Genomic DNA, 14,677 nt, shown 5'->3' with positions numbered 1-14,677 from the left:
CAAGAACTTTGGCAGACAAAAAGAGCTAGGTTAAAACCTAACTCTTAGCGGCATTCAGGAAACAAGACCTTGAACTCTGTTCCCTCGTCAATGACACTGTTAACTGTCACTTTTAAGCGGTAAACTTCGGCAATTTGTTTGAGAACATTTAAGCCAATGCCAAGCCCTTGCACCACTTCACTAACAGGTTGCGAGGTGTCAGAACGATAAAAGCGCTCGAAAATGTAATTGATTTCTTCCTTCGCCATCCCATTTCCCTCATCTCGAATTTTAAGCAAAGGTTGCTTGTCTGACAATTCCAACGTAATGTGAATGCGTTTGATTTTTGTTGAGTACTTGACCCCATTGTCAATCAAAATGAGCATTAACTGTTCAAAATGATGCTGGTAGATATTTGCCATAATGCTCTTGTTCTCAGGAAGAGAAACGTTGAAGGAAACATCTGGATAAACGACACGGATTTTTTCCAATAGTTTTTCAATAGACGCTTTCAAATCAGTCTTTTGATCCCTATTTTCAATAACTTCATTTTGGAAACGAATGCTATCCAAAATCTCATCGATCATCATGGACATTTTTTCTGTTTCATCATAGGCAACGTCCAAGCTCTCCTGTAAAATCGTTGAGTCTTCTTTACCCCAACGTTTAAGCAAGCCCAAGTGTCCCTTGATAATAGCAACAGGTGTCCTAAGCTCATGGCTGACTTCACTGATGGCTTGCGATTGGTGTTTAGTGTAATCCGCCACAACTTCTAAATAATTATTGGCATTTTGTAACAATTCCAATTCCTGCTCCAAAGGATTCTTCCATTTGGTATTACCTGTTTCTTCTGGTGAACTGCTAATGGTTTCAGCCAACGATTTAAGATCCTCCAAGGGTTTCAAATAAGGCTTAGTCATCCGTTTAAAGAGCAATAAGATAACAATAAGAGCAACTACTTCAAGCACTATCAAGAAGAGCAAGAGATAACGACGCGTTTTTTCATACAGTTTTAAGTCTTGAAAAACGATCACGTAACCAATGGTTCCATGGGTTTTCTCGGATACAACCTTAGTCGTTAAATAATACCCTCTCGTCCCAACTCTGTGGTAGTTAGATGATTCGGCCAACAGATCCTCTGACTGACTAGAATCCGAATCAGTCGTTAACAGCAGGTGTTTGTCCGCATCAAAAATAGCTACCGTCTGCTCACTCGAAATATATTTAGACAGACCATCGTTTTCAAGGACAACAGATGATTGGTCTTGATCATCACCATCTACATTAGACAAATGATCCGCATTAAAAAGGGATACCAAGACAGATGTCGTCAATTCAGATTCCTTAGACAAGACTTTTGTCATTGAACGGAGGTCTTTTTTCATTTGATAACGGTCATTTGCCAAAAAAAGCTGCGTAAATCCTTGATAAAGGACAATATTGAAAGCCGTTATCATCAAAAGCAGTGGCAATATCGACGATCGCGATAGTCGCTTATTTAAAAGCTTTTCTTTCAAACGATTCATTAATTTTCTCGAATAATATAACCCATGCCTCGAACAGTTTGGATGTAAGAATCCTTACCTGGGATATCTAATTTTCCACGAAGGTAGCGAATGTAAACATCCACAACGTTGGTTTCAACGTCTTTGTCGTACTTCCAAACATTAGACAACAATTCTTTACGTGTCAATACACGGTTTGTATTAGACAAAAGAATTGACAACAAATCGTATTCGCGTTTGGTCAATGGAATATCTTCTTGGCCTCGAATAACTGAACGGTTTTGCGGGTTTAGTTTTAAGCCCACAGCATCTTCTTTATTTTGACCTTCTTTTAGGGCTTTGTACTCTGCATCTTGACGACGGAAAACCGCACGAATACGAGCAAGCAATTCTTCAATTGCAAATGGTTTTACAATGTAATCATCTGCACCGCGGTCCAAACCAGCCACGATATCCATTGTTGAATGACGAGCCGTCATCATAATGATGGATAAGTATTCTTTTTCCAAGCGAAGACGGCGTGTGATTTCATAACCGTCCATATCTGGAAGCATCAAATCCAACAAAACAAGGTCAAAGTCTTCGTTCAAAGCCAATTGCAACCCTTGACGACCATTTTCTTCTGCAACAACCGAATACCCTTCGTGTTGTAATTCCAAAGACACAAACCGTGCTAGATTTTTTTCATCTTCAATGATTAAAATTTTTTTACTCATGTGTCCAACCTACCATTTATTATTATTTTTTCTTTTTCACTTTTTCCAGCAACACTTATCTCTAATCCCTAAAAATAAGTCATGTTGCACAGCTTTAAAAGTATATCAAAGTGATTATGAAATTTCAAGACAATTCTCAAATAATCTCATATTATTAAAAAGTTATTTGAAAACGACCAGACAAAAAAGCCTCTCCTGAAGCTTTTTCATCGTCCCTTACGTTTTTATGAAGTGATTTACTCATCATCAAATAAGCCACCTAAAGAGGCAAAAGGATTATTGGCCTTTTTCTTTTCGTCTTGGAGAGCATCGTATTGCTCTTCTGTCAAAACAGACCAATGATTGCCTGATGGCATTTCTGCTGAAGCTTGCTCTTCTTCACTCAAAACTTGCATCGGAATACCTAGCAAAATGTTATCAATGACGCTTTCTTCTAAATCGATAAAACCATCTTCGATAACCATGGCTAAATTTTCTCTGACTAATTCTTCCTTGTCCGCAAGGTCTGATGCTTCAACGAAAATCTCTGAAACGAGTTCTTCTTGATGAAACTCAACAGGCTGCATCGAACGACTAGACGGCAAGGTCAACGTATAGCCCAACGTGTATTGGAGCAAATACAAGCCGTCATCGTAAGAAAGATGACCAGTCGCACGAACGTCTTTGACATCTAAAATGTCCTCGTCACGCGCTTGAAGTTTTTCTTTAATATCTAAGGAACGGTCAAAAGCAATACCGTCACTATTTTTCTTTATTTCTAAAATTGAAAACATATCTTTAAAACCTCTATTTGTCGTATCGGGGAGATAGCCTAAAAACCTCCCTTACACCATTATACCACAGATATGCCTTATTCTCACATCTGACGTAAGCGCTCGATGCGGTCGGAAATAGATGGGTGCGTGCTAAACAATGAGGTCAAGCGTTCTTCCTTCTTGATAGGGTCATTGATGTACAATGCTGCGCTGGCTGCATCAACAGGTTGCTGCATTGGAGCAGATTGTTGCAATTTTTGAAGGGCATTAATCATGCCTTGTGGGTTGCGGGTTAATTCTACCGAGCTAGCATCTGCCAAATACTCACGCTGCCTTGAAATAGCCAATTGAACCAAGGTCGCTGCCAAAGGAGCTAGGATTAAAGACAAAATGGAAAAGAGAAAAACCAAAAGCCCTGTGCCATTGTCACGGTCATCTGAACGACGACGCCCACCGCCAAACCAAATCATCCGACTACCAAGGCTAGATAGCAAGGTAATGGCACTCGCTAAAGCCACGGCAATGGTGGAAATACGGATATCATAATTGCGAATGTGGCTCACCTCATGCCCAATGACTCCTTCTAATTCTTCACGGTTCATCACGGCTAAGAGGCCTGTCGTAGCCGCAACGGCTGCATTTTCAGGGCTAGAACCTGTTGCAAAGGCATTAAGCGATTGGTCCTCGATGATAAAGACACGAGGCATAGGAATTTGCGCCACCATCGCCATATCTTCAACAATGTGATAAAGTTGCGGAGCTTCTTGCTCGGTCACCTCACGCGCATGGTTCATTGACATGACAACATTGGTGGATTGGAAAATCATGCTCATGGCATAAATAGCACCGATAATCACGGCAATGACTACCCCAAAAGTCATATCTCCCAACCAAAGGTAACCAACCGCCGCACCAATTGCCGCTAATAGCATGAAAAACACAATAAGCAAGACAACGGTTCGTCTTTTATTACTGGAAATTTGATTATATAGCATATTTTGTTAAAAGCCTTCACATGAGGCTTTTTGTATTCCTTTCTCTGTGACGTCAGATTTAAAAATCAAAGGTTACTTTTGGAATATCTTTCTCTTCTTCAGGTGTTTCCAAAAATTGGCTTGGTTTAAACCCAAACATTCCTGCAATAAGATTGCTTGGGAAGGTTTCTAATTTCACGTTATAATTTGCCGTTGTGGTGTTAAACAACTGGCGTGAATAAGCGATTTTATTTTCAGTATTGGTCAACTCGTCTTGGAGCTTGATAAAGCTGTTGTTGGCTTTCAAATCAGGGTAGTTTTCTGCCACAGCAATGAGGTTTGACAATTGATTTGTCAAGGCATTTGAAGCGTGCATGGCTTCGGCTGGTGTTTTGGCATCTGCCACTTGTTGACGCAATTCTGTGATTTTAGCAAAGGTTTTTTCCTCGTAAGCAGCATAACCCTTAACCGTTTCAATGAGATTAGGAATCAAGTCATTTCGGCGTTTCAACTGCACGTCAATTTGACTCCAAGATTCTTTGGTTTGCATACGGCTTCTAACCAAGCCATTATAAAGGGCAATGCCCCAAAGAATTAAGACGATAATTACAACAACTATGATCAAAGCCATATCATTCTCCCTTAACAGTCAGGCATCCAAATGGACGCATATTAACAACAATAATCAGACATTTCCAATGTCTTTTAACTAGGCATATTATACCAATTTTAAAACCATTTTCAAAATGATAAGTGACGAAATAGAAGGCTTTTTAGGCAATGACATTTTCAGCCTGTTATCAAGTCGTATTTGTGGTAAAATAAGAACTGTTTAGAATTACTAGGAAAGGAAAGTCGGGCTTTTTTCCGACAAGATAAAGATGACACCAGAAGAATTTTACCAGCAATTGAGCCAGCAAGGCTTTGATTTGAGTGATAAGCAAAAGCAGCAATTTGAAACTTATTTTCACTTGCTTGTGGAGTGGAATCAAAAAATCAATTTGACAGCAATTACTGAAAAAGAGGATGTTTACCTCAAGCATTTTTATGATTCCGTGGCTCCTGTTTTGCAGGGTAATATTACCAATCAAGCTATCCGCCTCTTAGATATTGGGGCTGGGGCTGGTTTTCCAAGTATCCCAATCAAGATTTTGTGTCCTGAGATTGATGTCACTATTATTGATTCGCTCAACAAACGCATTCAATTTCTCAATCTCTTGGCAGAAGCCTTGGAGTTGGATGGCGTGCATTTCTACCATGGGCGCGCTGAAGATTTTGGACAAGACAAGACCTTTCGTGCCACTTACGATATCGTAACCGCACGCGCTGTTGCACGTTTGCAAGTTTTGACTGAATTGACCATTCCTTTCTTAAAAGTAGGGGGACGATTGGTTGCCTTGAAAGCCTCAGCTGCTGAGGAAGAATTGGCAGATGCTCAAAATGCTATGAAGCTGCTCTTTGCCAAGGTTATCGAAAACAAACACTACACCCTACCAAATGGTGACCCTCGTCAGATGACCGTTTTGGAAAAGAAAAAAGAAACCCCAAACAAGTACCCACGTAAGCCAGGAATGCCCAATAAAAAGCCACTCTAAAAAGGAGATGAATGGTGATTACGTTTTTTAAATCCTTAACAAGCATACAACGGTTAACGTTTAGTTTTATTATTGTTATTATTATCGGGAGCCTTTTGCTCTCTATGCCTATCACGCATTATCCAGACGCACCTGCAACGACCTATCTTGACCATTTATTCAATGTTGTATCCATGGTTTGCGTGACAGGGCTATCGGTCTTTCCCGTAGCCTCTGTTTATAATGGTTTAGGGCAAGTGATTGTAATATTGCTCATGCAAATTGGTGGTTTAGGCTTGGTGACCTTAATTTCTGTCAGTCTTTACCTCATGCGCCGTCGCATGAATTTGTCTGAGCAGCATTTGCTGCAATCTGCACTGAACTATGACAACAGCAATAACTTGCGGCAATATTTGTTTAGCGCTTATAAATTAACCTTAGTGTTTGAGTTGGCAATGGCGGTGGTCTTGCTATTTGACTTCATTCCTCGTTTTGGGGTGGGGCATGGGATCTTCAATGCCATCTTTTTATCAGTTTCCGCCTTTTGTAATGCCGGTTTTGACAACCTCGGTGATGCTAGTCTAAGACCTTTTGTTCTCAACCCTTTGATCAATATAGTCCTTGCTATTTTGATTTTCTCAGGTGGGATTGGGTTTGCGGTTTTGCTGGATTTGAGAGATGCCGTCAAACGCTTTTTGACTGACAAGCCTTATCGTTTCACGACTTTTTCACGTTCTTTGAGCAATCAAACACGGCTGGTTTTAGCAACAACAGGGATTGTTTTGCTACTGGGTACCGTCTTGAGCTGGCTCATGGAATACAAAAACCCAAAGACCATCGGGCATTACAATATTTTCCAACAATGGATGGTATCTTTCTTCCAATCCGTTACTATGAGAACGGCTGGTTTTTCAACCATTTCTTATGTCGATACGCATCCTATTACCAATGTCTTGTATATGCTTCAAATGATTATCGGTGGTGCTCCTGGCGGTACGGCTGGTGGGGTCAAGGTCACTGCAGCTGCTATTACGTTCTTGCTCTTTAAGGCAGAATTAACAGGGCAAACTGAAGTGACCTTCCGCAATCGCGTCATTGCCAACAAGGTCATCAAACAGACCTTTACCATCTTGATTTTCTTTTTCACCATTTTGACGGTAGGTTACATGGCACTCTTGCTCTTTGAACCTCATCACAATCCTTTAGCCCTACTGTTTGAAGCTATTTCTGCTATTGCGACAGTGGGGGTGTCAATGGATTTAACCCCGCAATTGTCAACTGGGGGACGCATTGTCATCATGGTGCTAATGTTTGTGGGGCGTGTCGGTCCCATCACGGTTCTGTTGAGCCTCTTGCAACGTAAGAGAAAAGATATTCATTACGCACAAACAACGATAAATATGGGATAGAAGGAAAAACTATGACGAAAAAAATTATTGGTGTCCTTGGTTTAGGGATTTTTGGTCGCACAGTCGCTGAAGAACTCAGCAAATTTGAACAAGACGTCATCGCCGTGGATTGCAAGGAAAACAGCGTCCAAGACGTGGCAGAATTTGTCAGCAAAGCCGCTGTTGGTGACATCACCGATATTGAATTTTTAAAAGCGGTGGGCATCGCCCAATGTGACAAGGTGGTGATTGCGACAGGAACTAGTTTAGAATCTTCTGTCCTAGCCATCATGCATTGTAAGAAATTAGGGGTCAAAACCATCTTAGCCAAGGCCAAAAATGCCACTTACGAAGAAGTGCTTTATGGCATCGGAGCAACCAAGGTCATCACTCCTGAGCGTGATTCGGGAAAAACCGTTTCCTCAAATATGCTCCGCCACCGCATTGATAACATCGTGCATTTGGAAGATACGGTGTCTATGATTGAATTTTCCATTCCAGATTCTTGGGTGGGTAAAAGTCTGATTCAACTAGATTTACGCAACAAATACGCCTTGAACTTGATTGGTATTCGCCGAAAAAATCTGACCACGCTTGATACCGATATCAATCCTAGTGAGGTCTTTGAGCCTAATACCAAAGTGGTTGCCATCGCTAGTGACAACACCTTTGAAAAATTCGATTATTTAGGGTATTTGAAATAAAAAAGAATCTTATCACCAGTCCCAAAAGGGCATGATGATAAGATTCTTTTTAGTGCCATGGATTGTAAAAACGGCCACCGTTGAGATGAAAGAGCCAAAGGCTCACTCCAACAATCACGAGCGCCAAGAGAATGGTTAGAAAATCATCTCTGGTTAATTGCTTGTAAGTGTACCAAGTGCGTTTTTTATTTTTCCCAAAACGGCGCAGCGCCATAGCTGTCGATACCGTGTCAATGCGTTCTAGGGAACTAAAGATAATGGGAATGACGATTTGCAGGTTGCCTTTTATGCGCTTAACTAGTGATTCTTTCGAAGACAATTCCAAGCCACGCGCTTCTTGTGACATACGAATCATGTAAAATTCTTCCTGCACATCAGGAATATAACGCAAAGTCAAGCTAATCGCGTAAGCAATTTTATAAGGCATCCCAATCTGATTAAGACTAGAGGCAAATTGGCTGGGGTGAGTGGTCATCAAGAACAAGATGGCCAGCGGTACGGTACAAAAATACTTCAAGGCCAAATTAAACAGGTAAAAAAGTTCCTGAGCCGTGAGGTTAAACCGCCCGATGCCTTGCCATAAAATGATCTTGCTACCGTAAATCATTTCCCCGTAATCTGGGGCAAACAGGTAAACCATCAAAACATTTAACAAGGCAAAAACAGCAACAAAGGTGATGACAAAGGACACTTGGTGCCAACGAATGCCCGCCATTTTAAATAGTAAAACCGAAAAAATACCGATAGCCAAAATCAAACGGGTGTCGTAAGTGGTCATGCAGGCAACAGAAACCAAAATAAAGAAAATGAGTTTGCTGGCACCTGACAGGGAGTAGAGAAAACCACGACCACTTTGAAAACCAATCAGGCGATTTGTCATAGCGGATTGCCTCCTTGTTGTTCAATGTAATAATGCGTCAAATCAATGGGGTCCACACCCAAAACCTCAGCCAGCTTAAATAAGCTGGTCTTTTTAAGATTGGCTTGTTTTAAAATAGACGGTTGACTAAATAAGGCGACTGGGGAACAATCTGCAATAATCTGCCCATCACTAATCACCACACTGCGGTCTGAATGTTCCAGCATCAGTTGCATATCATGCGTTATCATCATAATCGTATGCCCTGCTTGGCTCAATTCGTCCAAGAAGGTCATAATCTCAGTATAATTCTTCTTGTCTTGCCCTGCTGTTGGTTCATCCAGCAAGAGAATTTCTGGATTCATCACAAGGACCGAAGCGATGGTGACGCGTTTCTTTTGCCCAAAAGACAAGGCTGAGATAGGCCATTTTCGAAAAGGAAATAAGCCACAGATTTTCAAGGTGTCAAGGACACGCTGCTCCACACTAGCCTCGTCAATCCCACGTAGGCTAAGGCCTAGTGCTACTTCGTCAAAGACCATGGTTTGGCTAATCATTTGATTGGGATTTTGCAAGACATAACCAATCTTTTCAGCACGTTCCTTGATGGAATCAGACATGACGGATTGGCCTTGGTAGAAAATATCCCCATCTGGTGTGATAAATTGGCAGATGGCTTTGGCAAGGGTTGATTTGCCTGAACCGTTCTTGCCGACAATGGCAATGCGTTCCCCCTTGTGGACATCTAGGATCATTCCTTTTAGCACTGGCTGGTCTTTTTGGTAGGCAAAGGTTAGGTTTTGCACACTGAGCAGCGGTGCTTTCGTTGGCTGCTTGTCAGCAAATCCGTGCGACTCCAAGGTGATTTGGGGAAGTTTGAGATCTGCAATGCGTGATAAATTGTCCATGGCTTCAATATCCACACCCAAATCTTTCAAAGCCGTGATGTAAAGCGGTTCGCGGATCCCATTTTCCATCAGCAAATCCGTTTTTAAAAGGCTGTCTGGATCGCCGTCAAAAAGAATGTGTCCGTCATTGACCAAGACAATCTTATCCACAGGTCGGTAAAGCACGTCCTCCAAGCGATGCTCGATAATAATAGTCGTCGCTTCTTCTTCCTTGTGAATGCGGTCAATCAAATCAATGGTTTCCTAACCAGACTTGGGGTCAAGGTTAGCCAAAGGTTCGTCAAATAGCAAAATCGGACTTTCGTCAATCAAGACCCCAGCCAAACTCACGCGCTGCTTTTGCCCACCTGACAAATCTTGTGGACGATGCTGCAAAAAGGCCGTCAAATCCAAGCGCTCCGCCCAAGATTGAACCTTGGACTGCATTTCTGGCAAAGGCACACAGTCATTTTCCAGTGAAAAAGCCAAGTCCTCCGCCACAGTTAAACCGATAAATTGCCCATCTGGATCCTGCAACACAGTGGAAACCAAGCGGGATTTATCATAAACCGATTGGTCAAAAACATCCTGACCATCAATAAGTAGCTGACCTATTTTTTCCCCTTGGTGAATGTTTGGGATAATGCCATTTAAACAATGACCAATAGTGGATTTGCCTGACCCTGAAGCACCTACAATCAAGACCTTTTGACCTTTTTCAATCGTCAAGTCAATGGCCTTTAACGTTGGCTCCGCTTGAACATCGTATTTAAACGTGAAATCCTTAAATTGTATAAAGGGCTTCATATGATTCTCCTAAAAAATAATAAAAGTGGGATGTTGTCATGATTTTACCCATCAATGTGCACCCCACTCCTTCGTTAGCTAAAATAGCTTGTCAGACCGTCTAGTCTTTGGTCAAACTGCCTGATTGTGTCCGTGTACGTGAATAGACAGCAAGCAGTAAAGAACCACCGATAGCAATCGTCAAACTATTGATAAAAGCAGATAAAAATCCTTGTGCAAAGACTTTATTGGCTGGTTCGCTGTAAATCAAAATGTCACCATAAGGTGCGATAATCCCCCAGCCCACGACATTCGCAAGAATTTGCACCACATTAAACAAAACGTAATCCTTAGCAGTTAAGGGATTTTTTTCAATATTGATGCGTTTTGACAACAAACCAATAGCTAGTCCAATCAAGCCACTAACTAAAGCCCAAGTCCACCACGGAGAACCGTATTGAAGGGCGTCTTTTAGGGCGTGTCCGATAAAGGCTGAGAAAAAGCCAACCGTTGGACCATAAATAATCGCAAAGAGGGCAATCACAGCATACTGCAGCTGGATATTCGTGTTTGGAATTGGCGTTGGGATGTTGACTAAAGTCCCGATGATGATAAACAAAGCAGCCCCAATTCCTGTCGCAACAACGGTTTTGATTGATTGATTTGTCATGAACTACCCTCCTAATTTTTTAATTTCGATATGCCAGTTTGAACCCACACCGACATTATAAGCTTTGGCAAAAGAACCTTGGTTAATGGCTAAACCAACACGGTAAAGAGAATTGATATAGAGAATTGGCTGACCAATGCGAACATCCGCAAAAGATTTGCCATAGGTGACTTGATTTTGATAAACCAACATATCGTTGTTGGAAATGGTCACTTCAAAGCGGTCACCAAATTCAGGTTCTAAGGTGTAGAAATCTTCACGTTTGATAGATGTCCACAAAGACCCAAAACGCACATCTAAGATATCCACAGCTCCACGAACAAAATTGTCCCCAATCGCCGTTTCAACAACAGGCAATTCGAGCACAGCATCCACGGGCAATTCTGGTCCAACTTCTTCAAAAGTGATGTGCCCGCTGGCTAATTTAGCATCTGTATAGGCATAGACATCACGACCGTGGAAAGTGTAAGAATACTCGGTGTTTTGGCGTCTATTTTTGACTTCTGAAATTTCACGAATAGCCTTGATACCCACATGGGTTTTGATGTACGTCAAGGTACCGTTGTCAGGCGTCACGATGTATTGATTGTTTTCGGTCAAAGCCAGCACACTTTTACGTTTTGAGCCAACTCCAGGGTCAACAACAGAGATAAAAGTAGTGCCTTCAGGCCAATATTCCACCGTTTGGAACAAACGGTAAGAGGCTTCAAAAATATTGTAAGGAGTGATTTCGTGCGTTAAATTATGGATTTTCATCTTGCAAAGCTACCCCAACCATAGCCGCAACGGCTCCGTCAACCAGACCAAAATCTGATTGCAAAACAAGTAGATGATTTGTCAAAATAGTCTTTTTTCTCCTTTTTGATGTTGCTTTATTTCAACATAAACTAGGGCTATTTTAAAGCAGATTTTATTTTAGAAGCGCTAGCCATTTGCCAAATAGACAAAAAAAGCCTGAGATAAGAGCTATCTCAGACAGTATTGTTCGTTTTTTCTATTGGTTGGCTTTTCCTTTGCCCCAAACGGATTTTTCTGCCACAGCGGTAAATAAAACGTCGGTTGATGAATTCAAAGCTGTTTCGCAAGAATCTTGTACCACACCGACGATAAAGCCAATGCCGACAACTTCCATGGCAATATCATTTGAAATGCCAAATAAGCTACAAGCAACGGGAATGAGCAACAAAGAACCGCCAGCAACACCTGAAGCCCCACAAGCTGAAATGGCAGATACCACGCTGAGCAAAAAGGCAGTTGGAAAATCAACATGAATCCCCAAGGTATTAACAGCAGCCAAGGTCAAAATATTGATGGTAATCGCTGCACCAGCCATGTTAATCGTTGCTCCCAGCGGAATAGAAACCGAATAAGTGTCCTCATCCAAGCCCAAGTCCTCACACAGTTTCATATTGACAGGAATGTTGGCAGCTGAACTTCTCGTGAAAAAGGCAGTCAAGCCCGATTCACGCAGGCAACAAAAGACCAGCGGATAAGGATTTTCACGAATCATGATAAAGGCGATGAGCGGATTGACCACCAAGGCAACAAAAAGCATGGTACCAACTAAGGTCACAATCAACATCCCATAATTGGCCAAAATCCCAACCCCATTGTCAGAAACGGTTTTAAACACCAAACCTAGAATACCAAACGGCGCTAAATTGATAATCCAACGCACCACTTGTGACGTCACTTCTGCCGTTGTTTGAAGCAATTCTTTGGTTTGTGGGCTGACATTTCGCAAGGCTAGACCAAAAATGACCGCCCAAGCCAAGACCCCGATGTAATTGGCAGAAGCCACAGCATTCACAGGGTTATCCACAATCTTGAGCAACAAGTCCTTAAAGACCTGTGCAATCCCTTCTGGTGCCGATAAATTGCTATCGCTCACGCCGTCTAAAGTCAAAGTTAGCGGGAAAAGGTAGTTGACCATAACGGCCACAAGGGCTGCCGCCAAGGTCCCAATCAGATAAAGTCCGATAACGGTGGACATATTGGTTCGCTTACCTCTTTCGTGTTGTGACAAGGCATTTGCCACCAAAGCAAAAACAAGCAAAGGCGCAATAGCTTTCAAACCACCAACAAATAAATCTCCCAACAGACCGATGACACTCACCTTAGGAATCAGCATTCCCAAAAGCAAACCAAGCACCACCCCGATGACAATGCGTTTGATTAAACTGGTCCTATTCCAAACACTGATAAAATGTCTCATAGAAACTCCCTTCATAACGAAATAACTTTCTTATCATAATATAAAACAAGGGCTTCGTCAAACGATGCTTGCCCCTCATACCCCATTTTGCAATTGCCAATTCACGACTATTGACGGTTAAGAATCCGTTCGATATAATAATTGTCAGACATTTCTCTAAATTATAATTGTCTCAACTTTAATATATCTCTTAACGAGGAGGAGATTATGAAAACCTTTAAAAATATCTATGTCATCATAGGATTTATGTTATTTGCTCTGTTTTTTGGGGCAGCTAACTTGATTTACCCAGCCTTTTTAGGGATTTACTCTGGAAGCAATTTGGCGCTTGCCATTATCGGCTTTTGCTTGACTGGAGTTACTTTGCCATTGCTGGGTGTGGTGGCTGTTGCACGCTCTGGGGCGAGTGACGTGGAGGACTTCGTTCGACCTGTTTCAAAACGCTATGCCCTGCTCTTTTCAATTGCCCTTTACCTTTCAATTGGTCCCTTCTTTGCTATTCCAAGAACGGGGGCAACATCATTCTCAGTTGGTATCCAACCCATCTTTGGTGACAATCTCATTGCCAAAATCGTTTATGGTTTGCTCTTCTTTGGTTTATCTTACCTCTTGGCGATCAGACCAAGCAAAATCGCAGACCGTATTGGGAAATATTTGACGCCTGCTCTTTTGATTATCATTGCTGTTTTGGTGGTGGCTTCCTTTATCAAACCAGCTGGTGATATTGGAGTAGCTCACAATGCAGCTAATGACATCAGCAACGCTTTCAAAGATGTGCCATTTGTCGCTGGACTTATCCAAGGTTACGGTACCATGGACGCCCTTGCTTCACTAGCCTTTGCCATTATCGTTATTGATGCCAGCAAGCAACACGGTGCTAAGACTCAATCTGAAGTCGCTGGACTAACCTTCAAATCAGGTATCATTGCTACTGTTCTTTTGGCACTTATCTACATCTTTGTGGCACGCATCGGAGCAACATCACAAAGCCTTTTTAGCTTTACTGATGGTCAATTCATGCTTAACGGTGCCCCTGTTGACGGTGGAAATGTTCTTAGTCAGTCAGCGCATTTTTACCTTGGTAACATCGGACAAGTGGTATTAGCCTTGGCTATTTTCCTAGCTTGTTTGACAACAGCAACAGGACTTATCACAGCTTGTGCGGAGTACTTCCATAAATTGCAACCAAAAGTATCGCACGTTAGCTGGGCAACCATCTTTACCTTGATTGCTTTAGTCTTTTACTTCGGTGGCTTATCTGAACTCATCAAATGGTCACTCCCTGTGCTTTACCTTCTTTACCCATTAACAATCGCTATCGTTCTCTTGATGCTTTGCTCTAAATTCTTCCAAAATAGCCCGATTGTCTATCGCTTGACAATCGCATTCACCATGATTCCTGCTCTTTACGATGCCTTATCTACCCTTTCAGCCATGACTGGTTTGTTTAACCTACCAAACGGAGTGGTATACTTCTTTACCAGCGTTGTCCCACTTGGTCAATTCTCAATGGGTTGGATTAGCTTTTCCGTCGTTGGATTTATCCTTGGCGTCATCGTTCAAAGAGTTCAAAAAAATTAACCTGCTAACACCCAAGCTAAAGGCGCTTGGGTGTTTTTGTGTGCATCAAAAAAGAAGATGCCAATGTACTGACCCCAAAAAGTT

The 14,677-nt window shown here is 41.9% G+C and carries 13 protein-coding genes and 2 pseudogenes; 4 read left to right on the top strand and 11 right to left on the bottom strand.

From position 1 onward, the window contains the following. Nucleotides 1-44: 44 nt before the first annotated feature. From B3R79_RS00290 to B3R79_RS00270, 5 genes are all read right to left on the bottom strand, one after another. On the bottom strand, nt 45-1,436 hold the full coding sequence (locus B3R79_RS00290) for a sensor histidine kinase (protein WP_293693156.1): 1,392 nt from the start codon (nt 1,434-1,436) through the stop codon (nt 45-47). Nucleotides 1,437-1,504: 68 nt separating this feature from the next. Further along, on the bottom strand, nt 1,505-2,200 hold the full coding sequence (locus tag B3R79_RS00285) for a response regulator transcription factor (RefSeq protein WP_168260411.1): 696 nt from the start codon (nt 2,198-2,200) through the stop codon (nt 1,505-1,507). 236 nt (nt 2,201-2,436) lie between these two features. Then, complete coding sequence (locus B3R79_RS00280; RefSeq protein ID WP_154454765.1) at nt 2,437-2,973, bottom strand: YceD family protein; 537 nt, start codon at nt 2,971-2,973, stop codon at nt 2,437-2,439. Nucleotides 2,974-3,056: 83 nt separating this feature from the next. Next, the gene (gene htpX / locus B3R79_RS00275) at nt 3,057-3,950 is read right to left on the bottom strand and encodes a zinc metalloprotease HtpX (RefSeq protein ID WP_168260410.1); all 894 of its coding nucleotides are present in this window, start codon (nt 3,948-3,950) and stop codon (nt 3,057-3,059) included. Between the two features lie 58 nt (nt 3,951-4,008). After that, nucleotides 4,009-4,560 carry a LemA family protein gene (locus B3R79_RS00270; RefSeq protein WP_293693122.1) on the bottom strand — a complete coding sequence of 184 codons (552 nt, stop codon included), beginning with the start codon at nt 4,558-4,560 and terminating at the stop codon, nt 4,009-4,011. Nucleotides 4,561-4,810: 250 nt separating this feature from the next. Here B3R79_RS00270 and rsmG point away from each other — a divergent pair, with 250 nt between their 5' ends. The 3 genes from rsmG to ktrA are packed head-to-tail and all read left to right on the top strand — an operon-like array spanning nt 4,811 to nt 7,595. Next, nucleotides 4,811-5,524, top strand: coding sequence for a 16S rRNA (guanine(527)-N(7))-methyltransferase RsmG (gene rsmG, locus B3R79_RS00265; RefSeq protein WP_154454768.1), 714 nt, complete (start codon nt 4,811-4,813; stop codon nt 5,522-5,524). A gap of 11 nt (nt 5,525-5,535) precedes the next feature. After that, a complete protein-coding gene (locus tag B3R79_RS00260; RefSeq protein WP_293693121.1) occupies nt 5,536-6,912 on the top strand; it encodes a TrkH family potassium uptake protein in 1,377 nt (458 codons plus the stop codon). A gap of 11 nt (nt 6,913-6,923) precedes the next feature. After that, on the top strand, nt 6,924-7,595 hold the full coding sequence (gene ktrA / locus B3R79_RS00255; protein ID WP_293693120.1) for a potassium uptake transporter gating subunit KtrA: 672 nt from the start codon (nt 6,924-6,926) through the stop codon (nt 7,593-7,595). A gap of 49 nt (nt 7,596-7,644) precedes the next feature. Here the strand turns inward: ktrA and B3R79_RS00250 are convergent, their stop codons facing one another. The 6 genes and pseudogenes from B3R79_RS00250 to sstT all read right to left on the bottom strand — a co-directional run bounded on the left by B3R79_RS00250 (nt 7,645) and on the right by sstT (nt 13,012). Then, a complete protein-coding gene (locus B3R79_RS00250; protein ID WP_293693119.1) occupies nt 7,645-8,475 on the bottom strand; it encodes an energy-coupling factor transporter transmembrane component T family protein in 831 nt (276 codons plus the stop codon). Next, nucleotides 8,472-9,383: an ATP-binding cassette domain-containing protein gene (locus B3R79_RS07460; RefSeq protein ID WP_414717721.1), complete on the bottom strand. Its 912-nt coding sequence runs from the start codon at nt 9,381-9,383 to the stop codon at nt 8,472-8,474. Before B3R79_RS07460 ends, B3R79_RS00250 begins: the two co-directional genes overlap by 4 nt. After that, nucleotides 9,368-10,148 (bottom strand): annotated as a pseudogene (locus tag B3R79_RS07455) (DUF3744 domain-containing protein); the annotation flags it as partial. The pseudogene B3R79_RS07455 and the gene B3R79_RS07460, both read right to left, overlap by 16 nt. Nucleotides 10,149-10,248: 100 nt before the next feature. Continuing rightward, on the bottom strand, nt 10,249-10,797 hold the full coding sequence (locus tag B3R79_RS00240) for an ECF-type riboflavin transporter substrate-binding protein (RefSeq protein WP_154454773.1): 549 nt from the start codon (nt 10,795-10,797) through the stop codon (nt 10,249-10,251). 3 nt (nt 10,798-10,800) lie between these two features. Further along, a pseudogene (locus B3R79_RS00235) lies at nt 10,801-11,638 on the bottom strand (SAM hydrolase/SAM-dependent halogenase family protein). Nucleotides 11,639-11,791: 153 nt separating this feature from the next. Continuing rightward, nucleotides 11,792-13,012 (bottom strand): serine/threonine transporter SstT, encoded by a 1,221-nt coding sequence (gene sstT, locus B3R79_RS00230; protein ID WP_168260404.1) that lies wholly within the window; start codon nt 13,010-13,012, stop codon nt 11,792-11,794. Nucleotides 13,013-13,219: 207 nt separating this feature from the next. Here sstT and brnQ point away from each other — a divergent pair, with 207 nt between their 5' ends. Beyond that, the gene (brnQ, locus tag B3R79_RS00225) at nt 13,220-14,593 is read left to right on the top strand and encodes a branched-chain amino acid transport system II carrier protein (RefSeq protein WP_293693118.1); all 1,374 of its coding nucleotides are present in this window, start codon (nt 13,220-13,222) and stop codon (nt 14,591-14,593) included. Nucleotides 14,594-14,677: the final 84 nt, after the last annotated feature.

The sequence above is a fragment of the Streptococcus sp. UBA3373 genome (genome assembly GCF_002360305.1).
GTDB classification, from domain to species: domain Bacteria; phylum Bacillota; class Bacilli; order Lactobacillales; family Streptococcaceae; genus Streptococcus; species Streptococcus alactolyticus.
The sequence above is the reverse complement of the archived record's forward strand: the minus strand, read 5'-3'. Positions and strand labels throughout refer to the sequence as shown.

Excerpts from the sequence above, each read along its gene's own strand:
- B3R79_RS00290 (WP_293693156.1), bottom strand. The coding sequence starts at position 1,436 with ATGATAACGGCTTTCAATATTGTCCTTTATCAAGGATTTACGCAGCTT.
- B3R79_RS00285 (WP_168260411.1), bottom strand. The coding sequence starts at position 2,200 with ATGAGTAAAAAAATTTTAATCATTGAAGATGAAAAAAATCTAGCACGG.
- B3R79_RS00280 (WP_154454765.1), bottom strand. The coding sequence starts at position 2,973 with ATGTTTTCAATTTTAGAAATAAAGAAAAATAGTGACGGTATTGCTTTT.
- htpX (WP_168260410.1), bottom strand. The coding sequence starts at position 3,950 with ATGCTATATAATCAAATTTCCAGTAATAAAAGACGAACCGTTGTCTTG.
- B3R79_RS00270 (WP_293693122.1), bottom strand. The coding sequence starts at position 4,560 with ATGGCTTTGATCATAGTTGTTGTAATTATCGTCTTAATTCTTTGGGGC.
- rsmG (WP_154454768.1), top strand. The coding sequence starts at position 4,811 with ATGACACCAGAAGAATTTTACCAGCAATTGAGCCAGCAAGGCTTTGAT.
- B3R79_RS00260 (WP_293693121.1), top strand. The coding sequence starts at position 5,536 with ATGGTGATTACGTTTTTTAAATCCTTAACAAGCATACAACGGTTAACG.
- ktrA (WP_293693120.1), top strand. The coding sequence starts at position 6,924 with ATGACGAAAAAAATTATTGGTGTCCTTGGTTTAGGGATTTTTGGTCGC.
- B3R79_RS00250 (WP_293693119.1), bottom strand. The coding sequence starts at position 8,475 with ATGACAAATCGCCTGATTGGTTTTCAAAGTGGTCGTGGTTTTCTCTAC.
- B3R79_RS00240 (WP_154454773.1), bottom strand. The coding sequence starts at position 10,797 with ATGACAAATCAATCAATCAAAACCGTTGTTGCGACAGGAATTGGGGCT.
- sstT (WP_168260404.1), bottom strand. The coding sequence starts at position 13,012 with ATGAGACATTTTATCAGTGTTTGGAATAGGACCAGTTTAATCAAACGC.
- brnQ (WP_293693118.1), top strand. The coding sequence starts at position 13,220 with ATGAAAACCTTTAAAAATATCTATGTCATCATAGGATTTATGTTATTT.